The following is a 23,833-nucleotide window of genomic DNA, read 5'->3' on the forward strand; positions in this document are numbered from 1 at the left end:
ATCAACTATACGGAACACACACTTTGCCGCGCCTTTTGCTGTGGCTGTCTTTAGCCACAATATTCTTTACTAATCAATTTTCTCTTCTTTCTTGCCGATATACCTCGTAAAGCATAACGGCGGCTGCTACTGCTGCGTTCAGAGATTCCACCTGTCCACACATAGGAATCCGAATCAGCTGATCGGCTTTTTCTGCGACGGCATCTGAAATACCTCTCGCTTCATTCCCTACTATAAAAGCAGCTTTTTTTGCATAGTCCACGTTATCATACTCTTGATTTCCATTTAAATGAGTGGCATAAAAAATAACTCCTTCTAACTGGGCTTTCCTGATTGTTCCTGGAAAATCATCTACGTAGACATGGGGAACCCGGAAAATAGAACCCATCGTGGATCGAACCACCTTCGGATTATATATATCTACAGATTCCTTACTTAAAACAATTCCTGTTACACCAGTTCCCTCTGCGGTTCGAATCATCGTACCAAAATTCCCTGGATCTCTTATATCCTCTAGAAAAAGCAGTCTACATGCAGGTTTGCTAATAAACTCTTCTATGGTACAGGATTTTACAGAACAAACCCCCATAACACCCTGAGGGGTTACGGTATCGGCTATCTCCCGAAATACTTTGTCTGTCACTACCTCATAGTCCAGTTCGTTCAGTGCTTCTTTATTGACTATTTTCCATTCCTCATGCAGCTCATCTGAAAAAAATGCCTTTCTGATTAGTCCCAGTTTCCTGGCTTCCTCAAACATTTTTATGCCTTCCACCACAAAACTGCCTGTTTCTCGTCTTTCCTTTGCGCTTTTCAATAACTTATTAATATTTTTAATTTGAGCATTATTTGCACTGCTTATCATACTTAACTCCAATTACTTTTCCATTTTACTCTTAAAACGGTTCAGTACTTCATTTTCACCAATTACTACTAATGTATCATTTTTAGAAATCACTTTTTCTGCTGACGGATTAATATCTAAAGTATTCCCTTTTTTCACACCTATTACATTAATTTTATACTTAGCACGTATATTTAATTCCATTAGGTTGTGACCATCCCATTCCTCTAATGCATCTATTTCCATTAGGCTAAATGTAGAAGAAAGCTCTACCGCGTTAAAAAAGTTACCCATTACCAAATTATGTGCAATGCGTACTCCTGTCTCCTTCTCTGGAAAAACAACTGCATCCGCGCCAACCTTCTTTAATATTTTAGCATGTAGTTCATTTTGTGCTTTAGCCAAAACGTATGGAATCCCTAACTCCTTTGCCAGAATTGTTACCATAACGCTTGCTTCTAAATTCTGTCCAATGGCAACAACTGCCCCATCAAAATTACTAATTCCCAGACTCTCCATTGTCTCACTGTCTGTAACATCTGCTTTTACTGCATAAGTCACAATGTCTGCCATTTCTTGAATTTTTTCCTGTGTATCATCTACTACCAGCACCTCACAGCCGCTTTCCGCTAAAGTAACTGCTACGCTTCTACCAAATCTTCCAAGTCCAAATACAACAAATTCTTTCTTACTCATCATTATCCTTCTCTCTTCCAAAATTAGCCAACTATAATTCTTTCCTCTGGCAGTCTAACCATCTTAGGTTTTGACTTCTTCACATTAAATGTCAACATCATAGTAATAGGACCAACCCTTCCTATATACATGGTAGCTATAATAATAAGCTTACCTAGCGTTGACAGCCTTCCCGTTAACCCTCTGGTCAATCCAACCGTTGCAATTGCAGAAGTTGCTTCAAAAAGAGTATCTAAGAAATCAGCCTTTTCGACAATTAACAAGAGCATAGTGGAAAGCATAAGCCATCCAATAAAAATTATAACTACAGCAAGCGCTTTACGTATATATTCTGCACGTATTTTGCGGTGAAAAATCTCTGTATCTTCCTTTCCCCTTATAATGCTCATTGCAGTAAGGAGTAAAATACCAACGGTTACTGTCTTTACACCACCAGCAGTACCAGACGGTGAACCACCTACAAACATTAAAAGCATAAATAGCAGGTTACTGGAGTTTGTAAAGTTTTCTTGCGGAATTGTTAGAAATCCTGCTGTCCTGGTTGTTACAGACTGGAACATTGCTGCCATTCCCTTTTCCCACCAAGGAAACCTTCCAATTGTATTAGGATTATTCCATTCAAAAATTAAAATAAATACAGTACCAGTTAAAATAAGAATTGCTGTAATACACAATGCCAGTTTTGAGTGTAGTTGAAACTTCCGGAGTATTCCTCTGATTCCTATTTTATCCTTCTCTTTCATCTTGAATATCCGTATTACATCCCACCAAACTGGGAACCCTATACCACCTATTACAATCAATGCCATCGTTACTACATTAATCAAAACATTCCGACAGTATGGTACAAAACTGGATGGTCCCACCAAATCAATTCCGGCATTACAAAAAGCAGAAATTGAAGTAAAAACAGATACAGCAATTCCTTTTATAAGTCCGTGCTCTGGAATAAACTGAAAGGAATATAAAAGGGCTCCTGCTAACTGTACAATAACTGTTCCTTTCATAACCCGCATGGTGAGCTTAACCAAGCCTCTTAAGGTATCCAGATTATACGCATCCTGAATTAATAAACGATCCTTTAAAGTAATTCTTTTCCCCATTATGAGAAACATGGACGTAGTAAAGGTTACTACACCAAGACCACCAAACTCCATTAATATAGCAATAATTATTTTTCCAAACACACTCCAATGGTCTGCGGTTACAACTGTTGTTAATCCCGTCACACAAATAGCAGTTGTTGTTGTAAACATAGCATCAACCAAATTGGTTCCCTGCCCACTATTAGATGAAATAGGCAGCATCAGCAAAATGGTTCCTGCCAAAATTGCAACAAAAAAACCAATTGCAATGGTTTGCGTTGTCGTAAAAATACTTTTTTTCACCCGAAACACTTTTTTCTCCTCCCAACCAATACTATGCTTCTTGCATTTTGCTCAGCTTAGCTGCTTGGTCTGCGGCAGTTAAGTTGTCAATTATTTCTGATAAATCGCCATTCAGAACTTCTTCCAGTCTGTGGGAAGTAAACTTGATTCTATGATCCGTTACGCGCCCTTGTGGGAAGTTGTACGTTCTTATTTTTTCAGAGCGATCCCCTGTACCAACCTGACTCCGTCTTGCCTCTGCCTCTGCATCGTGTGCCTTCTGTTGTTCCATTTCATATAATCTGGAGCGCAATACTTTAAGTGCCTTATCTTTATTCTTAAGCTGTGACTTTTCGTCCTGGCATGAAATTACGATTCCGGTTGGAATATGAGTCAATCGTACCGCTGAATCAGTTGTATTGACACACTGTCCTCCATTTCCAGAAGCACGGAAAACATCGAATTTACAATCATTCATGTCCAGCTGTACATCTACCTCTTCTGCCTCTGGCATAATAGCCACAGTTGCTGTTGAAGTATGAATCCTGCCGCCTGATTCCGTAACTGGAATACGCTGTACACGATGTACACCACTTTCATACTTCAGCTTAGAGTAAGCCCCTGCTCCATTGATCATAAAAATAACTTCTTTAAAACCACCAATTCCATTTTCATTTAAATTCATCATATCAACCTTCCAACGGTTGCCTTCTGCATACATGGAATACATTCGGAACAGCTCAGCTGCAAATAAGGCAGCTTCATCTCCTCCTGCTCCACCACGTATTTCAACAATAACATTTTTTTCATCATTGGGATCCTTCGGAAGCAGCAATATTTTAATTTCCTGTTCTAAGGTAACTACTTTTTCCTTACATTCTGCAAGTTCTTCCTTCGCCAGTTCCCTTAATTCCTCGTCACTTTCCTCATTCAGCATTACCAGGCTTTCTTCAATTCCATCTTTTGCCGCTTTGTACTCCAGATATTTTTCTACAATAGGGCTTAAATCGGTCTGTTCCTTCATTAATCTGCGAAATCGCTCCTGATCGTTAACTACTGTAGGTTCATTTAATTCATTCAAAATTTCCTGATGTCTTTGAACAATATCCTCTAATTTATCAAACATGCTAATTCTCCTCTTATTTCATTTATCTCAAAAAACCAAAAACAACCCTGTCTAAGGAAGCTAAATCCCCAATGACCGAAACCCTTTCAAATCCAGACTCTTCCAATATATTTTTAACAGCCCTGCCTTGATTATAACCAATTTCAAAAAATATCATGCCGCCCTGCTTCAGATAGCCTGGTGCTTCCTTGGCTATCCTTCTATAATAATATAACCCATCTTCCTTTCCGTCAAGTGCCAACAAAGGTTCATGTTCCTTTACCTCTGGCATTAATGTGGATATCACATCTGTCTCTATATAGGGCGGATTAGCCACAATCAAGTCAAATTTTTCATCAACCGCCTGAAACAAATCACTTATTATAAATGTAACAGAAACCTGATTTTGCTCTGCATTTTTTTTTGCTGTCTCAAGTGCACCTGGAGAAATATCTACTCCTACAGCGTTTCCAATATCACCCATTTTCTTCAGGCTAATAATAATGCATCCCGATCCTGTGCACATGTCCAAAACATGCTTTCCACGGCAATGTTTTAAAACCTCTTCCACCAAAACTTCTGTATCCTGTCTTGGAATCAGCACTTGCTCATTCACTTGAAACACAAGTCCCATAAATTCCTGGGTACCTATGATATATTGCAGTGGAATTCTTTCCGCTCTTTTTCTTACACACTTCTGAAACTCTTTATAGTGTACCTCTTCTGCCTCTTTTTTACAATTAAGCAAATAGGTAACCCGGTTCATTTTTGTACAATAAGAAAACAGGTACCAGGCATCTAGTGCTGCCTCTTCAATTCCTGCATCTGTCAGACAGTCTGTACCTTCCTTCAAAATCTCTTCATAAATTTTCATACTTCATAATTCTTTCTATTCTTGCTTTTCAGCATCAAAAAAGCGATCCAGTGCCATCAGAATTTCGTCTTCTTCCTCTTCAATCTCATCTGGTTTTGGTTCCATGTAGCCTGCTTTTAACACTGCCTTCTTTTCTGCTTCAAGATCACTTTTTTCATTTTTTTTATCAGCTGCTTTTTTCTTACCATGACTTATTTTCTTATTGCTTTTTGTCTTAGGAAATTCCTTTTCCAAAAAACTTTTCCAATCAAATACACCCTCAACTGATGCTATGGCCACTTCAATCATAGAATCATCTGGTTCTCTTGTAGTAAGATTTTGCAGCCATAATCCTGGCTTACTCAAAACAGTCATAAACTTCGACTCGTTCTTTCCTGCCAGCCGTATAAATTCATATGATACGCCTGCAATTACTGGAACTAATATAATACGCATTAAAAACCTCAGCCACATCTGCTCTACTTGAATACACGTAAAAAATATAATGCTAAAAAACATAACATATAGTAAAAAGCTAGTTCCACAACGCTTATGCTGTTTAGATTGTTTTCTTACGTTTTTAACAGTCAGCTCGTAGCCCTGTTCCAGACAGTTTATTGTTTTATGCTCTGCTCCATGATACATAAACACTCTTTTTATGTCATTCATTCTGGATATTATTACAATATATGCAATAAAGATTGTGAGCCTCATAATTCCTTCTACTACTGCCAGAAGTAATTCTGACTGAATCTGCTTTTCTAAAATGCTGGCTATAAAAAATGGAAGAATCATAAACAACCCCACTGCAAAGCAAATAGCGATTACTATGGTAATTCCCATTATAACAGCTTCCGCTTTCTCCTTAAACACTTTCCCCAGTGCTTTGTCCAGCTTACTTTCTTTTACTTCCTCTTCTTCAAAATAGCCTGCTGACACTGTCAACGTTTTCATCCCTACTGCCATTGACTCAATAAATGCCACAACGCCCCTTAAAATAGGCATTCCAAGAAATTTATACTTCTTTGTGGCACTAACATACTGATTCTTCTCTACTACTATTTCGTTATTTGGTTTTCGGATAGCAACGGCATATTCATCCTTATTTTTCATCATAACGCCTTCAATTACTGCTTGTCCCCCAATGCCAGACGGTTTCATTTCCTCACCACTTTCTTAACTTCTATTGTCAGATTATCTTTATCTTACCAAACTTAGCCTTACATTACAATAATATCTTAATTATATCGCATCCTTTTATTCTTCGCAACAGAACAAAGTGTGTGTTCCACACACTCTCGCGATTTCAATCAACTATAAGGAACACACACTTTGCCGCGCCTTGTGGGTGTGGCTGTCCTTTAGCCACAATATTCCTTGCCCACAAGTGCGCAGCATCCTGCACCCTGTTTTTTAGGGTGCTTTTTTATGTAATAGGATATGCGGAGCAATTTCCTATTACATAAAAATAGGTTGAGATTTATTAACCTCAACCTACATTTAATTCGACTAATTATCCTGCTTAATTCCATATCTACGATTAAATTTATCAATAGCTCCACGCGCAGCAGCAGCTTTTTGTTGACCTGTATAGAAAGGATGGCACTTAGAACAAATTTCTACGTGAATATCTTCTTTCGTTGAACCTGTAACGTATTCATTTCCACAGTTACAAATAACCTTTGCTTGATAATAATTAGGATGGATTCCTTCTCTCATACTTTCACCTCTTCTTATATTTATCGGTTCCAACCGATCATATCATATGATTTCTCTTGTATCATATAAATAGCTTTTTAATTATAGCATAGGAGAAATTTATATGCAACACCCTTTTTCTATATCAATTTAATTTTTTTCACCATATCAATAAATTCATTATTATTCTTTGTTTTCACAAACAAATCTATAATTTTTTCAACCGCATCATCAGATTTCATACTATTTAATGCTTTTCGCATCAAATAATTAGCCTCCAGTTCATTTTGGTTCAAGAGCAAATCGTCACGCCTTGTACTGGATTTTGGCAAATCAATGGCAGGAAAAATTCTTCTCTCTGATAAATTACGATCTAGAACTAATTCCATATTTCCTGTACCCTTAAATTCCTCAAATACTACATCATCCATTCTGCTTCCTGTGTCTACCAATGCTGTTGCCAGCACAGTCAGGCTTCCACCTTCACGCATACACCGGGCAGCGCCAAAAAACTTCTTCGGCATATGAAGGGCAGCTGGATCCAAACCTCCTGACAACGTTCTTCCACTAGACTGAACTGTCAGATTATATGCTCTTGCAAGTCTTGTTATACTATCCAGCAGAATAACCACATCCTTCTGATGCTCTACAAGACGTCTTGCTCTTTCAATTACCATTTCAGAAACACGCTTATGATTCTCTGGAAGTTCGTCAAACGTAGAATAAATTACCTCTACATTTTTACCTTCAATAGATTCCTTCATATCTGTCACTTCTTCTGGTCTTTCATCTATTAGTAAAATAATCAAATACATCTCTGGATGATTCGTTGTAATCGCTTTTGCTATTTGTTTCAGCAATGTGGTTTTACCTGCCTTAGGCTGGGATACAATCATCCCTCTTTGTCCTTTTCCAATAGGGCTGATAACATCTACCATTCGAAGCCCCACACCACCGCCTGCATATTCAAGATGTATTCTTTGATTAGGATAAATCGGCGTTAAATCTTCAAACTTTTTTCTTCTGAGAGCTTCACCAGGATGAAAACCGTTTACTGACTTCACATAAAGTAAAGCGCTGAATTTTTCATTTTGGTTTCGTATTCTTGTATTTCCCACCACAATATCACCTGTTTTCAGATTAAAGCGTCTGATTTGTGCTGGAGACACATACACATCATTTTCACCTGGCAGATAATTATCACAGCGTATAAATCCATATCCGTCTGGTAAAACTTCTAAAATTCCTTCTTTTGTTTCACCGCTATCTAACTGCTCAATCTCGCTTGGCAATCCAGATGGCCTGCTATCTTCTTTTCTAAATTCATCTTTTTTAAATTCTTCTCTTCGGAAACCATCTGTTCTTTTCACATTATCTCTCTTCGGTTCTTCCCTTTTGACCAGTTCTTCTCTTTTCACTGGTTCTTCTCTTTTGACAACCTCTCTTCTCACATCTTCTCTCTTTGCTTCTGTCACCCTGAATTTATCTTTTGGCATGTCTTGCTTTTGCCCATCAGCTTTCTCTTCTGACATGATAGTATTTTCTGTTTGTATGCTATCTTTCTTTTCAACGTTTTGTACAGTCTGCATAGTTTCCGAAGTTTCCTTGTGTTGTCCTTCATCTAACAGCAGAAGTTTGTCTATTAATTCTTGTTTTCTCATAATACTTACATTTTTCAAGCCATTTTCCTTAGCAATTTTTCTTAGTTCTACTAAAGAAATTCCTTCATATTTATTACTCATAAATTTAACTCCTTCTTTATGGATACTATTGACAGATTTGTTTCAGAGCAAAGATGTTAAAAAGATACAATTATGTACACCATAATTATACACTACAAATTCCATACTGAAAAGCCTCTCTTTCAAATTTTCTTGATTTACACAAATTGTAGTGTTATTATTAAGCATAGCTATTACAATATTCCAAATACTAGCACAGGAGGATTACTATGATAAACGAAAAAGCACTTGCATTACATGAAAAATGGAACGGAAAACTAGAAACAGTTCCAAAATGTACCGTTAAATCTCGTGAAGATTTAGCTTTAGCATATACTCCAGGTGTTGCTGAGCCATGTAAGGTGATTGCAAATGAACCAGAAGCTGCTTTTAAATACACGATAAAATCAAATACTGTAGCAGTCATTTCTGATGGAAGTGCCGTTTTAGGACTTGGTAATATCGGTCCATATGCTGCTATGCCTGTTATGGAGGGCAAAGCCGTCCTATTTAAAGAATTTGGCGGTGTTAACGCATTTCCCATTTGTCTTGATACTCAAGATACAGAAGAAATTATTAAAACAATAGTAAACATAGCTCCAGCATTTGGCGGAATTAACTTAGAAGATATTTCTGCTCCCAGATGTTTTGAAGTTGAAGAACGACTTAAGAAGCTTTTAGACATCCCTGTTTTCCATGATGACCAACACGGTACTGCAATTGTTGTATTGGCTGGTACTATAAACGCTCTTAAGGTTGTTAATAAAACAAAGGAAGACTGCTCGGTGGTTGTTAATGGAGCAGGCTCTGCTGGAATTGCCATTACAAAACTACTTTTAACCTATGGTTTTAAAAACATTACAATGTGTGACAAAGTTGGTATCCTTTCCAAGGATACACCAAATCTTAACTGGATGCAAGAGGATATGATGAAAGTCACAAATTTATCTAATAAAACTGGTTTATTAAAGGATGCATTAGCAGGTGCTGATATATTTGTCGGTGTATCTGCACCAGGTATTGTGACAGAAGATATGGTAAAATCCATGAACAAAGATGCCATTATTTTTGCAATGGCCAATCCTGTTCCTGAAATCATGCCAGAATTAGCAAGAGCAGCTGGTGCAAAGGTTGTTGGTACTGGTCGTTCTGATTTTCCAAACCAGGTAAATAATGTGGTTGCCTTTCCTGGTATCTTCAAGGGTGCACTGGAGGGACGAGCAAAACAAATTACTGAAGACATGAAACTTGCTGCTGCTCTTGCAATTGCAGGTTTGGTACCAGAAAACGAACTTAGTGAAAATAACATTCTCCCAGAAGCATTTGACCCAAGAGTTGCTGATGTAGTAAGCCAGGCCGTAAAGGAACATATTAAATGATTTTTTGGGATGAAAAACGCTATTACTCACTAGATTACTTTTTAAAACATAAATACGGCGAGAAAATATATAAAATTTCATTAAATTGTAATATGGGCTGCCCAAACCGGGATGGAACCGTCGGAACTGGCGGCTGTATCTTTTGCAGCAGCGGTGGTTCTGGAGATTTTGCTGGCCCTGACACTGTTTCTGTATCTGCTCAGATTGAACATGCTGTTTGCAGAATCCAGTCCTCTCAGACCGGAAAATACGCAGGAACTAAATATATCGCTTATTTTCAGGCCTATACCAATACCTACGCACCCATTTCCTACCTGCGACAAGTTTTTATGGAAGCTATTATGTATCCATTTATTGTAGGACTCTCTATTTCTACTCGCCCTGACTGTCTTGAGGACGAGGTTTTAGTTCTCTTAGAGGAACTTAATAGAATAAAGCCTGTCTGGGTAGAACTAGGTCTACAGACTTCACATGAGATAACTGCTGCATTTATACGCCGCGGTTATCCTCGGTCTGTTTTTGAAGAAGCTGTTTTAAAGCTTTCTCAACGAAAAATCGATACGATAGTTCATGTGATTCTTGGTCTTCCTAATGAGACCAAAGAAGACATGCTTAGAACGATACAATATATTGGTTCCTTTCCTGTACAGGGTATAAAACTTCAGCTTTTACATGTACTAAAGGGTACTGACTTAGCAAAACATATAGACGATTTTCATATTCTGACAATGGATGAGTACGTTGACTTAGTAATTTGTTCCTTAGAGCTGCTTCCAGAAAATATAGTCATTCACAGGCTGACAGGTGATGGACCAAAGGATTTATTATTAGCACCTCTTTGGAGCCAGCGCAAGCACAAAGTACTAAATACCATTCATCAGCAGATGAAAATTCGTGAAACCTGGCAGGGACGTTTGTATTCTCAACCTTAGAAAGGATGAAACGATTTGCAATCTGATTCACTGACACTATATAAATTAATTATTCTTTATATTTTAAATAAAGTGGATTTTCCACTTACCAATGCTCAGATAACGAATTTTATTTTGGATAGGGAATACACAAATTATTTTACTTTGCAGCAGGCAATTTCTGAAATTAAAGATGCTGAGTTAATTATTTCTGAAACAATCCGCAATAGCTCTTATTTTAAAATTACAGATGCTGGCCGGGAAACACTTCATTTTTTTGAAGCTGATATTGCAGAAGGAATTAAATCTGACATTAATTCTTATTTAAAGGAGAATAAATATCATCTACGGCAAGAGGTCTCTATTCTTGCTGACTATTATGAAGATAAAAAAAATGAATTTTTAACCCGTTGTTTTGTAAGAGAACAAGGTAGCAAAATTGTTGAGATCAGCTTAAATGTTTCAACAGAGGAGGAAGCTTCTAAAATTTGTGACAACTGGAAAAAGAAAAGCCAGGAAATATATGCTTTTTTAATAAAAACATTATTGTTAGATGAAAATCAATGACCGATCAAAAAAGCTTTCCCAGATTCCTATTTTCTGTGGAAAGCTTTTTATATATTCTGTTCTATTATTTTAAATCAGGCTCTGCTTTTCTTTTTTGAAAGAACATCAAAGGTTACTGCTGCCAGTAAAACAACACCTTTAATTACTTTTTGAAGGTTATTATCAATTCCCATGATAGACATACCGTTATTAATAACACCCATGAAAATTGCTCCAATAACAACTCCGCCAACACTACCAACGCCACCATATGCCGATGCTCCGCCAATATAACAGGCTCCGATAGCATCCATTTCATAGTTTGTTCCTGCCGTTGGAGCCGCAGAATTAAAGCGGGCAACGCAAATCAATGCTGCAACTGCACTTAAAAACGCCATGTTTACATATGCTAGAAATAATACCTTATTTGTATTAATACCACTTAATTTTGATGCTTTTTCATTTCCACCCATTGCATATAAATAACGTCCTGGAACTGTCTTTGTAGTAAAATATCCATATATCACCACAATAATGGACAGTAAAATTAAAATAGTAGGAATTCCTTTATGATTTGATAAGGAAAAAGCTAATGCCATTATCACAATGGTGATAATAATTATTTTGGTAAGTGCTGCAATTCCTGACTCTGTTGCATATCCCTTTTTTATATTTTTAGCTCTTGAAATTAATTGAATGGCAATATAAATAACACTTACTACAATACCTAATACAATGCTTAACACATTGACTGAACCACCAAAAATGTCTGGAATAAAACTGTTAAACAGATTTAGATAGCTATTAGGAAATGGAGATACAGTAAGTCCTCCCAAAATCATTAAAGCCACACCACGCCATAGCAGCATACCTGCTAATGTTACGATGAATGCCGGAATACGTAAGTAAGCAATCCAAAAGCCCTGTACTGCTCCAATCAAGATCCCAACTGCCAGACAAATAATGATTGCCGCCCACATATTCATGCCTTTGTTTACAATTAAAGTACCTGCCAGTGCACCAATCAGTGCAACCACTGATCCTACGGATAAATCGATGTTACCTCCTGTCAGGATACACATAAGCATACCAACCGCTAACACAACAACATATCCATTTTGCGATATTAAATTAGTTACATTTTGTGGAACAAGTAAGGTTCCACCTGTTTGTATTGCAAAAAACAAGGTTACTACAATAAGTGCAATAATCATTGTATTTTTTTTCATTAATTCTTTTGCTCTATCCATACCTATACCCCTTTACTAGAATTTAATATTTGTCCCATAATAAGCTCCTGTGTTGCTTCCTCTTTCATTACCTCTCCTACTATCCTGCCTTCATTCATAACGTAAATCCGATCAGACATACCTAATAGTTCTGGTAACTCAGACGAAATCATTAATATGGTTTTTCCTTCTGCCGCCAACTGATTAATAATGCAATAAATCTCATATTTAGCACCTACATCAATTCCGCGGGTTGGTTCATCTAGAATTAATACATCTGGATCTGCAAACATCCATTTGCTTAACAGAACTTTCTGCTGGTTTCCACCACTAAGATTGCCCACTGGCTGTTCTAGGGAAGTACATTTGGTTCTTAATTTATCAATAAACAGATTTGATGCACCTACTTCAAGATTTTTATCAATAATTCCGTGAGTACTCACCTTATCCATTTTTGCCAGAGTAGTATTGATACGAATTGGATTAGATAAAATCAATCCATCTCCCTTCCGGTCTTCTGTCACGTAAGCCAGTTTATTGTCTATAGCCTGCCGGGAGCTGTTCAAATTAACCTCTTTTCCATTTAATAATAACGTTCCAGAAATATTGGTTCCGTAACTTTTTCCAAAAATACTAAGTGCTAACTCTGTGCGCCCTGCACCCATTAATCCAGCAATCCCTACCACTTCACCTCTTCGAATTTGTATGGATACATTGTCTACCACTTTGCGGCTGGTATCTAGCGGATGGTAAACATTCCAGTTTTTCACTTCCAAGCTGATATCGCCCGGTTTAATGTCCGTTCTCTTTGGAAAACGGTCCGTCATTGTTCTTCCAACCATCCCCTGAATAATGCGTTCCTCACTAAAGCTGTCCCTGCTTTTATCCAACGTTTCAATGGTAGAACCATCTCGTATAACGGTAATCTTATCTGCCACATACGAAATTTCATTTAATTTGTGTGAAATAATAATCGACGTAACACCTTTTCTTTTAAATTCCAACAGTAATTCCAGAAGCTTCTGTGAGTCAGCTTCATTTAGTGAAGCTGTGGGCTCATCTAGAATAAGAAGTTTTACATTTTTAGCAAGTGCCTTTGCAATTTCTACTAATTGCTGTTTTCCTACTCCAATATCTTTAATTAATGTTTTCGATGACTCATTCAGCCCAACCGTCTGTAGCAGCTCATTTGCCCTTGAGTAAGTAGTTTCCCAATCAATTTTAAATGTCTTTCCACGTTCATTTCCAAGAAAAATATTCTCTCCAATTGTCATATATGGTATTAATGCTAACTCCTGGTGGATAATTACAATTCCTTTTTCTTCACTATCCTTAATTACGTTAAATTTACATTCTTCACCACGATACAGAATCTGTCCTTCGTAACTGCCATATGGATATACCCCGCTTAATACATTCATTAGTGTTGATTTACCAGCTCCGTTTTCACCAACTAATGCATGGATTTCTCCCTCTTCGACCTTTAAGTTTACGTTGTCTAAGGCCTTCACTCCGGGGAAGCATTTGGTTATGTTTTTCATTTCTAACAATATTTCAGCCAAGAAAATCCCTCCTCGATCCCCCCAAGAAACATACTTGGAGAATTTCTTTGTGACGATACGGGTGGTGCAGTTTTATTTTTCTGCAACACCCGCTTTTTATAGTTAACTATTTTAATTGATCTTCTGTGTAGTATCCGGAATCAATTAATAATTCTTTATAATTTGAAGCATCTGCAAACACTGGTTCACAAAGAAATGTAGGAATAATTCCTGTTCCATTGTCATATGTTTCTTTATCATTTACTGGAACCTCTTCGCCCTTAACAATCGCTCCTACCATTTCTACAACTTTAGCTGCTAATGTACGTGTATCTTTAAAGATTGACATAGATTGCGTTCCTGCAAGAATATTTTTTACTGATGTGATATCACAATCCTGTCCAGTTAAAACTGGAAAGTTCTCGCTTGTATATCCTGCATTTACTAGTGCATTAGTAATTCCGATTGCACAAGAGTCATTAGAGGAAAGAACAACATCTAATTTCGTACCATTAGCATAATAAGCAGTAATAAGATTTTCCATTCTCTTTTGCGCTTCTTCTGTTGACCAGTTTAATGTAGCAACCTCTTCAAACTTCTTCTGGCCTGAAACAACATTTAATTTACCACTTTCAATATATGGATTTAAAACATCCATTGCACCGCCAAAGAAGAAACGGGCATTGTTATCATCTGGTGAACCAGTAAATAATTCAATGTTAAATGGTCCTGCCTGATTATCTAAATCTAGCTGTTCTACAATATATTGACCCTGAATTGTTCCAACCATGTAATTGTCAAAAGTTGCATAGTATGAAACTGCGTCTGAATCCATAATTAATCTGTCATAAGCAATTACAGGAATATTCTGGCTCTTTGCATTTGCTAATACAGTACCTAATGATCCGCCATCAATAGAAGCCACTACCAATACATCACATCCACCTGTAATCATATTCTCAATCTGTGAAACCTGAGTTGCAATATCGTTATTTGCATATTGTAAATCAACATTGTATCCTGCTTCTTCTAAAGAAGCTTTCATGTTAGCACCGTCTTGATTCCAACGCTGCAAATCTTTTGTCGGCATTGCCACACCAATTTTCTTTGCTCCATCTTTAGAAGAGGATGATGACGTTCCTTTTCCACAGCCAGTTAACAAGCTTGTAACTACTACCATACATACTAAAAGACTAAGTATTTTTTTCTTCATAAATGAATCCTCCCATACATTTCAATCTTAATAATCTTGCTACTATGAATACTTTCTTTGTTACAACTAGATTATAGCAGAATGGAAATAGGACTAACTTGCTATGTACTGCATTATTTTTATATCCTTCACAAAATTGTGCGCAATAAAAAACACTACAACAAAAAAATGCTAATGATAGGACAACAATATCCTATCATTAGCATCATTTTAATTCATCAGCTCAGGAACGTTAAGATATACATCCTCCTTTTGCTGAAAACCACCTTCAATAATTACCGAATTCATATTCTCTTTTGTTACTGCAATAGGCTCCAGCTTAACATATGGCACATCATATGTTCCATCGTTAATAACCTCTTCTGCCTCAACTGCTTCATTATTTGCTAATTTCACCACATACTCTGCTGCACTTTTTGCTAACTTATCAACTGGTTTATACACTGTCATTTCCTGTGTTTCCTCTACAATTCTCTGACATGCTGCCAAGTCTGCATCTTGCCCTGTTACAACTACCTTTCCAGCCAGACGATTTTCTGAAAGTGCCCGTACCGCCTGACTAGCCAAGTCGTCATTCCCACATAGTATTCCGTTTATATCTGGATTTTCTATTAACGCTTCATTAACTGCTGCATAAGCTTCCTCTGCCTGCCAGTCATCTGCATAAGCACTATAAACCACCTTCAAATTCTTATCCTCTATATATTCATAAAATCCCTCTTCCAAAAGTGTTACATTATAATCTGTCTTAGGACCAAAAACAGTAATAATATTTCCCCCATCGGGAAGGCTGTCTGATAAAGCCTTGCCCATTAGTCTGCCTACCTCTTTATTATCAAATGAAATATATAAATCAGCTCTGGCATCACATACCAGACGATCATATGCTACAATTTTAATTCCTTCACTCCTTGCCTTCTTTAACACATCTGTACAGGCTTTTGCGTCCACAGGAATAATTACAATGACATCTACTTTTTTATCGATCAAATACTTAATTTGTGAAATCTGCTTTTCTACATCCCCGTTAGCAATTTGGACATTCACCTCCGCACCAAGCTCGTTTGCTGTGGATACAAAAACGTCCCTGTCCCTCTGCCATCTCTCAATTACAAAGGAATCAAAGGATAGTCCAATCTGAATTTTACTTTCTTCGACATTCTGCTCCTTACTATCTTCTTTCTCTTTACTGCATCCCCCCAAAGCAATGACTGCTGTAAAAAGAATGAGGATTGCTGCAATTTTTTTCACCATTATAATCCCCTTTCCCTATATTCTGTAGGTGTCACCCCTACTTGCTTTTTAAAAATTCGGCTAAAATAATTGGGATCGCTATACCCTGTATCCATACAGATATTTTTTATACTTAAATCAGAATTACGCAGCAGCTTCTTTGCTACTTCAATCCTGATATTAGTCAGGTACTCAATAAAATTCTCTCCTGTTTCTTCCTTAAACAATTTGCTGAAATAATACGGGCTGATATCTACGATTCTAGACACTTCATCCAGTGAAATATCCTTTTTGTAGTTTTCTTCCATGTACTCCTTCGCTTTTAATATAATACCACTGTTTTGCTCCTTCCCCTTTGAACCGATCATTTGGCAGGCCTCTGTAATCTTTTCAATATACCACTTACGCAGCAGTTCATAATTAGCTGTCTTTGTTACCGTATCCAGATAATCCTTTCGATATCGGAAGTAGTATATCATTCCTCCGCATAAAAATGCTTTCTGCTCTGCAAACAAAACAAATTCTAATACCTTTAACTTAATATCCATTTCACAGTCAGGATAGTTATTAATCATCCAGTCAAAAAAACGATCTGCCTCTGTTCTGGTTCCATCTAAATCTCCCTTTTCAATCAGATGAAATAACCGTCTCTCGGTATCTATTGGGTAATCCTTCTCATATTCACACCCATTTTGTAGATCACAAATATGAACTACACGTCCTTTGCTGTCATGTACTGCCTTTAAAGCTTCTTTATAAGATTCTATTACTTGATCTAGCAAGGTAACGGAACCTATTCCTATCTTAAATTGTAAATCGATTTTCTTCCTTAATTCTCTTATCAGTTTTCGAGCTTTTTCAATTAAATGAATTCTTTGGTCGTATTCCAACTGAGGGGCTGCATGGGGAAGAAATGTGACAATTTTATTAACCATAAGTGGTCCTACAATACAAGTAAATTCTTCCTTTAGACTATCCTTTATCACAGGATAAAAGGATTGTGCCTTAACACTTACACCAACAGGATTCGTAAGGACTCCCTCTTCCAAAGAGTCACCAAATTCTATTACTAATATCATGCCATACTCTTGTCCAATTCCCAGTAAATGCGGAAAATTTGTTTTCTTTAAATCTTCTCCTGCAATTATAGCATATATAAAATCACTTTCCAAAATTGGCACTACAATTTCTAGTTTCTCACGAATCATTAAGTCATTACTCCGCTTTTTTCGTTCGTCCTCAATCAGCTTCATTGCCTTCTCAAGAGTCTTTACAATAACGGTATGATTAACTGGCTTTGTTAAATACTCCAGTACTCCCAGATTAATTGCTTCTTTTGCATAATTAAATTTATCAAAGGCAGTCATTACTATAAAGACAACTCCACTGTTTGTTTTTCTGATTTCTTTCATGGCCTCAATCCCATTGATTCCTGGCATCTGTATGTCCATAAAGGCAATATCTGGCTTGAAGTTTTCTGCCAATTCAATTACTTTTCTTCCTGTGTCAGCATGCTCAATTTCACACATTCCTGGAAAATTTTTATTAATAATAAACCGAAGGGAATCGATTACAATTCCCTCGTCATCCGCTAACATTATCTTATACATATCTTCTCCACCTGCTAAAATACTGTTTTATCCTATCTTGTTTTTTGCTGTTTGGGGAACCAAAATAGTCACTTTTGTCCCCTTGTTCATCCCTTCACTTTCTATTTGTAATATCTCCTCCCTTTCATAATACAGCCGCAGCCTGTTTATTACATTCCCAAGTCCAATCCCGTTGGAATCCTTTGTTATATTACGTTCATTCAAGGAAGGCATTTCATTTAGTTTTACATGCATAATCTTCTCTATTGTTTCCTGCTCCATTCCCATACCGTTATCCAAAACTGCTATATGAATCATATTCTCCCTGCAAAACACCTGCATCCGGATTTCACCTTCATAATCAATTTCCCGTATCCCATGATTTACAGCATTTTCTACTATTGGCTGTATAATCATACTGGGAACACGCACATCCAGCAGGGTTTCATCAATTTCCTTGTAAAAATGAATTTTCCCAGAAAAACGTACATTTAGAATATAAATATAGCTGTCTACTAATTTTATTTCATCACCTATGGTTGAATCCTGCTGAATACTTTTCATATTGAACCGGAAAAAATCCGCCATGTTCTCAATATAACTACAGGTTTTATCTGCCCCCTCCATCATTGCCAGCTGTGCTCCTGCATTTAACGTATTAAAAAGAAAATGTGGATTTATCTGAGCCTGCAAATATTTAAGCTGTGCGTCCTTTAAATGATTTGTCATAATCAGCTGCTTTTCATGCATTTTACTTTCCAGCTCCATGCTCTCCTTAATCTTTATAATATACTGATGGATACTCACTATCATATTATTAAATGCTTTTGTTACAATCTCAATTTCGTCAGAGGAATCGGACTGCACTAAATCTACTTCAAAATTTCCTTTCGCCACCTCATGAGCTGCCCGTGTCAGCTTAGTCAGTGGTTCTGTTATACTTCGGGTAACAATAATAATTAATCCCACATTAAAGGTTGTAATAAGCAGCAGCACTGCAATGCTAATTATTTCCAATACTCTTAATGACATCAGCAGCTGCTTATAATTCCCCGAATTATATTGAAACTGCTCATTATTTAGACTATTAATATACGTATTAATATATTGAAACACTTCTGTAGCTTTTTCATAATTAACCATGTATCTTTCTATATTCCGTCCACGCTTTGCCTTCACAGCTTCCTCTGTAATTTTCAAATATGTTTCTGACATACTTTTAATATTTTTCTGCATCATAATCATATCATTATCCATAATTTTATGATTTAGTGATTCAATGAGAACACGATAATTCTGCTGACCCAGGTAATAATTTTCAAGAGAATCTGAGCTTTTTGTATTCAGGTACTCATATACATAGTTTTGTACATCATTCAGCGAAGTTAACAACTCATTTAGACTTACATTACTATTATATACCTGGTCAATTACCCCCATAGATCTATTAATGTTGTAATACATATACATGTTTGCCAAAAATACAATGCAAGAAGAAATGGTAAATACCATTACCAGTCTCCTTCTTATCGTAGTTCTTTTTTTTTCTCTACGCTTCACTTATTCACCTGTATCACTTTCTAAATAGTTCTTTACATTATCTGAATCAATAATGCTGACGTCAACAGAATAATAAACACTGACATGCTTTGTTTTATTATATTCCACCAACGCTTCCACACAATATGCCCCCATTTGCCTTGCATCAAAGGTCATCGTAGCATGTATAATATTTTTTTCAATTGCATTGATAATAATTTCAGAATTATAGTAACCAATAATTTCAATTTCTCCAACTCTATTGTAATCGACAATTGCCTGATACGCACTTAATGTATCTGATGCTGTTAGACAAACCAGGACATCTGGAGCATTTTCTGCATCCATTAATATTTTCCTGATATCCTCCTCAGAACTAAAAGTACTTTGTGTATTTATAATTTTAGAAGATACCTCCACATTCTTTTCCCTTACTGCCTCAATAATACTGGAGTAAATAACGGACTGATTTGTATTTGAATTATCTGAACTTACCAAGACAGTTATCTTATGCTTCCCTTCCTCAATTAGTTCTAAGACCTGCTTTCCATACATTTGCCCCTGATTGTAACTATTAATTCCAATGAAACTTTTGCGGCTGCTCTGGGGTGCATCCATTATTACTGTTATAACGGGAATTCCCGCCTTATCTGCCTCATTAATCAATTCTACAATTCTTTCATCTTCATTTGGTTCTATTATAATACCATCTACCTGTGCAGCGATGGCTATTTTCATTAAATCATACAGCAAGTAGTCAGCAGATAAATTACTTCCCATTTTTTCCACATAAATATTCTGAGCTTTTCCTGCTTCTAATGCACCGTTATATATGGCTTCCCAAAATAATGCATCTGCTTTTTCAGAAATCAGTGCATAATGGTACTGATATTCTTTATAGCTGCCATTCTCTTCAATTCCAATCTCTGAAATCTTATAGTTATAGAAAGTCATTCCAATTATTATAATTACTATCCCCGCTAAGATACTACTGACGGCTGCTAACAGAATAACCTGATTCTTTTTTTTACTAAGCATCTAATCTTCCTCTATTTTCATTTCTGATTGTTGTTTGGAAAAAAGAGCTTGCTGTCCGTTACACCAGAAATAGTTTTCATTTACTCCAAAAATGTAGTACGCCAGTGGTCCTGCATTTTTACCATTAAAATATATATATAGTGCTGGGCATAGCCCCCTGTCACTTCTATTAACGACATCATACTCATAAACCTCTTCCCCATAGAAATCTAAATATGGTATAACCACCCTGCATCCCTCTTCTGTAATAATAAGTTCCTCATCCATCTCTGGATTATACCATGTCCCTTGTAGATTTTCTCGATTAATCTCTGCAAAATCTCCTACCACTGTCCATGTCTTTAATTCTGCCTCTTCCTCTGTATCCTCATATTCCGTTTCCAACACTACAGAATCCCTGGTGACTCCATATTTCCCCTGCCCTTCTTCCTGATAAAGCAGGCTATTTTCTTCACTCAGCTGATAGGTTACATAATAATTACTAATATCCTCTAATGCTTCTACTGTAACATTGATATGAATCAGGCCATTTTCCCTCTTTAAAAATTGAAAATCTGCTTTTCCCTCTGAGCTGTTATATTGTTCCTTAAGCTCATTATATATTTTAATAGATTCTCCAAAAGTAAAAAATTCTTGTTTGTCTATCTCCACCGCCTTATATTCATGGAATCCCTCCTGATCCACATAAAAATAGTAATTTTTTATGCTGTGCCCGGTATAAAAATCATCACCTTTTAGGCAAAGCATATCATAAGAGGAACAAAGCACTTGAAAATCTGTCCCACTGACTTTCCCAATCTCGCCTCCTGCCGTCCATACTGTTTTACAAGTTTTATCCTCCACCCCTAATAAAACAGACTGGTTCTCTGTTGCATAAGTCAAATCATAGCGAAAATATTTATGGCTGCCTAATAGTAGTGCTCCTGTCTTATTGGGATCAATATAAGACCATTCTAAAGCTCTTACTACACCATTACTGCTTCCAAACCAGATTTCTGCATAATAATTTAAATAATCTTCCTTAGATGTTCCTTTCTCTGTAAATACATAAAAATATTCGTTGTTTGAATCCCCATCAAAATCATCTGTAAAAATTTCAACAGTATAATCTTCATATTCCTTATTTTGAGAATAAATTTCTTGCAGCAATTTCTCTTCTGTTGGAACTTCTTCTGATTTCTGCTCTGGTTCTGGTGTTAATGTCTGCTCTGCTGCATCCTCTATCTCCTTTGTCACAGTTTCCTCTGTCACATTCTCTGTTTCTATCACACTTTTGTCTTTTGCATTCCCACAAGAAATCAGCATCCCCGAACAGGTGCATGCCAAAAATATATAAACTAGTAATTTTTTCATATCAGTCTCTCCCTTTTCTCCGTTCTTCCTTCTATTTTCTCACATTGTCTAAATCAATGCAACTCTATTTCATAGTCTATGCAAACTGACAATCTGCTTTAGCTGAAATATAACAGGAAAGGGTGTAAACCTTTCGGCTTACACCCTTTCTAACATGATATCTTTTGCATAATCATATGAAATAATTTCTCCCTGCGCAGTTTCTTTATACCCCACCTCTTCATGTGAATAATTGGATATCTCCGCAGAACCAAAATTAACAAATCTATCATAAACACGTGTCATAACATCCATTTCCTCATGAGACAGTATACTGATAAAATCATGAGTAACTGGTGTCACATAATGCTTTTCATAACCATTTACAAAATTAATATTTATGCTAATTATATTTTGTGCCTCCATCATTCCAAATAAGACATCATAATATTCTGGAACTGGACCAAATGGAAGATGAATATATCGAGTTCCTGTAATAGAAACACCATTTTCTTTGTAAAAAATCATATCTGAATAATTTAGCAACTTCAATAACTTAACTTTCAATAACCCCTCACATTTGTTTGCAAAAAACAATACAGCTGCATAAAACTTTTCATAATCGAAACTTTTAAATCCATTGTCAATGCAAGGTTTCTTTTGAAAAAATACATCTAAAAACCTTTTTTCAATTCTTCTTTCCTTTACACCTTCTAATTCGTCTAGTCGTTGCAATAATTTTTCTTTTTGAACATGATTTATTCCTACCTCATTATCATTCAAATACGCACGCATATTCACAGGCTCTCTTAAAAATATCAACATGCTGTTATGGGCTTTATCCTGCAATGAACCGTTTTCGTAACGATGTATTGTCTTATCTCCGTTACCACCCCATTACTTCCTTGACTTTTTCAATCAGCTTTTTCGACATTTTATCCTGCGTTATCCAACTAGGATGCCAGTCAGCACCTATACCATCCCTTTCCTCCTGGACATCAAAAACAAGGGTATGAACTTTCTCATCCTGTGTTTCTTTTCTAAAACGGTTTACCGCATTTTCAACTGCTGGACATAAATCCTGTCCCATAGCCCCCAATGCACAGATAATCTCCGCCTCTAAATTTTTACTTCTCACCTGCTGCAATAATTCATAATAGCCAAGTTCAAATTGTTTCACTCTGTCCTCTATTCCTTTCGTATAACTTGCATCATTGGTGCCCAGATTAATCACGATTAACTGTGGTTCAAACCTTGTATGATCCCATTCCTCATAATCAGTTTTCCCCAGCTGTCTTTCCATTCCACCATCAGTATACCTGTATAAATCAGGCATCAGCCATTCACTTGTATTTGGTTCATCCAAATCTGTCCACGAAGATATGATACCGATTCCACTCCATGAAACAAGATTAAAATCAGCATTAAAGTAACGTGCTGTCTTTGCTGCATATGCTTCCCATGCATTTTCCTGAGCTGTATGAAAAACATCCTTATTCCATATCCCTTCCATTCCATATCCGCAGGTTATAGAATCTCCAATAAACTCTATCCGCCTTTCCTTTCCCTTTGTCGGAGTAATCTCACCAGTTCCCTCCACAATAATTTCCTTAATACCAGCTTTCGCAAATGCCACTTCCGACATTTTTACTATTCTTATTTTAATTGTACGCTCTGTATCAGTTTCATACAATGTATAGGTATTCTCCGCTTTTTCAAGTGGAAATCTTTTCTCTGGTGTCACATTGTCATCCACAAAAACTGCTACCCAGGCCTTAAATCCTTCATCCCATTTTTCCCGATCGGTAATAAAGACTGCGCTGACACTTGTACCTGTAAATTCAAATTCAATTCCTGAACAGGAATAATTCATATAAGTTACCTGATCCATTATCTTTGTTCTTCCCAATATTCTTACATTACTCTCATTTACCTGAAAACTACGTTTCATTTCATATCCTCCTCGTATCTGCTCTATTATTGGCATAAAATTATATTC

The 23,833-nt window shown here is 36.6% G+C and carries 21 protein-coding genes; 3 read left to right on the forward strand and 18 right to left on the reverse strand.

The annotated features are described in order from the left end of the window. Nucleotides 1–73: 73 nt before the first annotated feature. The 8 genes from BM305_RS10455 to rho all read right to left on the reverse strand — a co-directional run bounded on the left by BM305_RS10455 (nt 74) and on the right by rho (nt 8,305). Entirely contained in the window at nt 74–865 is a 792-nt protein-coding gene (locus BM305_RS10455) for a TrmH family RNA methyltransferase (RefSeq protein ID WP_092560651.1), read from the reverse strand. Between the two features lie 12 nt (nt 866–877). Further along, complete coding sequence (locus BM305_RS10460; protein ID WP_092560652.1) at nt 878–1,540, reverse strand: potassium channel family protein; 663 nt, start codon at nt 1,538–1,540, stop codon at nt 878–880. 23 nt (nt 1,541–1,563) lie between these two features. Continuing rightward, nucleotides 1,564–2,937, reverse strand: a complete 1,374-nt coding sequence (locus BM305_RS10465) for a TrkH family potassium uptake protein (protein ID WP_092560653.1) — start codon at nt 2,935–2,937, stop codon at nt 1,564–1,566. 22 nt (nt 2,938–2,959) lie between these two features. Next, nucleotides 2,960–4,033, reverse strand: a complete 1,074-nt coding sequence (gene prfA / locus BM305_RS10470; RefSeq protein ID WP_092560654.1) for a peptide chain release factor 1 — start codon at nt 4,031–4,033, stop codon at nt 2,960–2,962. A gap of 22 nt (nt 4,034–4,055) precedes the next feature. Further along, nucleotides 4,056–4,886 carry a peptide chain release factor N(5)-glutamine methyltransferase gene (prmC, locus tag BM305_RS10475; RefSeq protein WP_092560655.1) on the reverse strand — a complete coding sequence of 277 codons (831 nt, stop codon included), beginning with the start codon at nt 4,884–4,886 and terminating at the stop codon, nt 4,056–4,058. A gap of 15 nt (nt 4,887–4,901) precedes the next feature. Continuing rightward, nucleotides 4,902–6,026, reverse strand: a complete 1,125-nt coding sequence (locus tag BM305_RS10480) for a DUF1385 domain-containing protein (RefSeq protein ID WP_092560656.1) — start codon at nt 6,024–6,026, stop codon at nt 4,902–4,904. A gap of 348 nt (nt 6,027–6,374) precedes the next feature. Next, on the reverse strand, nt 6,375–6,584 hold the full coding sequence (gene rpmE, locus BM305_RS10485) for a 50S ribosomal protein L31 (protein ID WP_092560657.1): 210 nt from the start codon (nt 6,582–6,584) through the stop codon (nt 6,375–6,377). A 119-nt stretch (nt 6,585–6,703) separates the two neighbouring features. Next, entirely contained in the window at nt 6,704–8,305 is a 1,602-nt protein-coding gene (gene rho, locus BM305_RS10490; protein ID WP_092560658.1) for a transcription termination factor Rho, read from the reverse strand. Nucleotides 8,306–8,514: 209 nt separating this feature from the next. Here rho and BM305_RS10495 point away from each other — a divergent pair, with 209 nt between their 5' ends. Genes BM305_RS10495 through BM305_RS10505 form a run of 3 tightly spaced genes read left to right on the forward strand, consistent with a single transcriptional unit; the run spans nt 8,515 to nt 11,141 of the window. Beyond that, nucleotides 8,515–9,663, forward strand: coding sequence for an NAD(P)-dependent malic enzyme (locus tag BM305_RS10495; protein ID WP_092560659.1), 1,149 nt, complete (start codon nt 8,515–8,517; stop codon nt 9,661–9,663). Further along, entirely contained in the window at nt 9,660–10,595 is a 936-nt protein-coding gene (locus tag BM305_RS10500; protein ID WP_092560660.1) for a tRNA modification radical SAM protein MnmL/YtqA, read from the forward strand. The genes BM305_RS10495 and BM305_RS10500 overlap by 4 nt, the downstream gene beginning before the upstream one ends. 15 nt (nt 10,596–10,610) lie before the next feature. Continuing rightward, complete coding sequence (locus BM305_RS10505; protein ID WP_092560661.1) at nt 10,611–11,141, forward strand: DUF4364 family protein; 531 nt, start codon at nt 10,611–10,613, stop codon at nt 11,139–11,141. A 74-nt stretch (nt 11,142–11,215) separates the two neighbouring features. Here BM305_RS10505 and mmsB read toward each other — a convergent pair whose 3' ends face one another. From mmsB to BM305_RS10555, 10 genes are all read right to left on the reverse strand, one after another. Then, nucleotides 11,216–12,370, reverse strand: a complete 1,155-nt coding sequence (gene mmsB / locus BM305_RS10510; protein ID WP_092560662.1) for a multiple monosaccharide ABC transporter permease — start codon at nt 12,368–12,370, stop codon at nt 11,216–11,218. 2 nt (nt 12,371–12,372) lie between these two features. Next, nucleotides 12,373–13,911 (reverse strand): multiple monosaccharide ABC transporter ATP-binding protein, encoded by a 1,539-nt coding sequence (gene mmsA / locus BM305_RS10515; RefSeq protein WP_092560663.1) that lies wholly within the window; start codon nt 13,909–13,911, stop codon nt 12,373–12,375. Between the two features lie 106 nt (nt 13,912–14,017). Beyond that, a complete protein-coding gene (gene chvE, locus BM305_RS10520; RefSeq protein ID WP_092560664.1) occupies nt 14,018–15,103 on the reverse strand; it encodes a multiple monosaccharide ABC transporter substrate-binding protein in 1,086 nt (361 codons plus the stop codon). Nucleotides 15,104–15,313: 210 nt separating this feature from the next. After that, nucleotides 15,314–16,357: a substrate-binding domain-containing protein gene (locus tag BM305_RS10525; RefSeq protein ID WP_092560665.1), complete on the reverse strand. Its 1,044-nt coding sequence runs from the start codon at nt 16,355–16,357 to the stop codon at nt 15,314–15,316. Continuing rightward, on the reverse strand, nt 16,357–17,946 hold the full coding sequence (locus BM305_RS10530; protein ID WP_092560666.1) for a helix-turn-helix domain-containing protein: 1,590 nt from the start codon (nt 17,944–17,946) through the stop codon (nt 16,357–16,359). The genes BM305_RS10525 and BM305_RS10530 overlap by 1 nt, the downstream gene beginning before the upstream one ends. Before the next feature lie 27 nt (nt 17,947–17,973). Continuing rightward, the gene (locus BM305_RS10535) at nt 17,974–19,437 is read right to left on the reverse strand and encodes a sensor histidine kinase (protein ID WP_092560667.1); all 1,464 of its coding nucleotides are present in this window, start codon (nt 19,435–19,437) and stop codon (nt 17,974–17,976) included. A 48-nt stretch (nt 19,438–19,485) separates the two neighbouring features. After that, nucleotides 19,486–20,502 carry a substrate-binding domain-containing protein gene (locus BM305_RS10540; protein WP_092560668.1) on the reverse strand — a complete coding sequence of 339 codons (1,017 nt, stop codon included), beginning with the start codon at nt 20,500–20,502 and terminating at the stop codon, nt 19,486–19,488. Next, nucleotides 20,503–21,855, reverse strand: coding sequence for a hypothetical protein (locus BM305_RS10545; RefSeq protein WP_092560669.1), 1,353 nt, complete (start codon nt 21,853–21,855; stop codon nt 20,503–20,505). It abuts the gene before it with no gap. A 138-nt stretch (nt 21,856–21,993) separates the two neighbouring features. After that, nucleotides 21,994–22,659, reverse strand: a complete 666-nt coding sequence (locus BM305_RS10550; protein ID WP_143099158.1) for a Panacea domain-containing protein — start codon at nt 22,657–22,659, stop codon at nt 21,994–21,996. A gap of 61 nt (nt 22,660–22,720) precedes the next feature. Next, nucleotides 22,721–23,785, reverse strand: coding sequence for an SGNH/GDSL hydrolase family protein (locus BM305_RS10555; RefSeq protein WP_242940512.1), 1,065 nt, complete (start codon nt 23,783–23,785; stop codon nt 22,721–22,723). Nucleotides 23,786–23,833: the final 48 nt, after the last annotated feature.

The organism is Anaeromicropila populeti, from assembly GCF_900112775.1.
GTDB lineage: Bacteria > Bacillota > Clostridia > Lachnospirales > Lachnospiraceae > Anaeromicropila_A > Anaeromicropila_A populeti.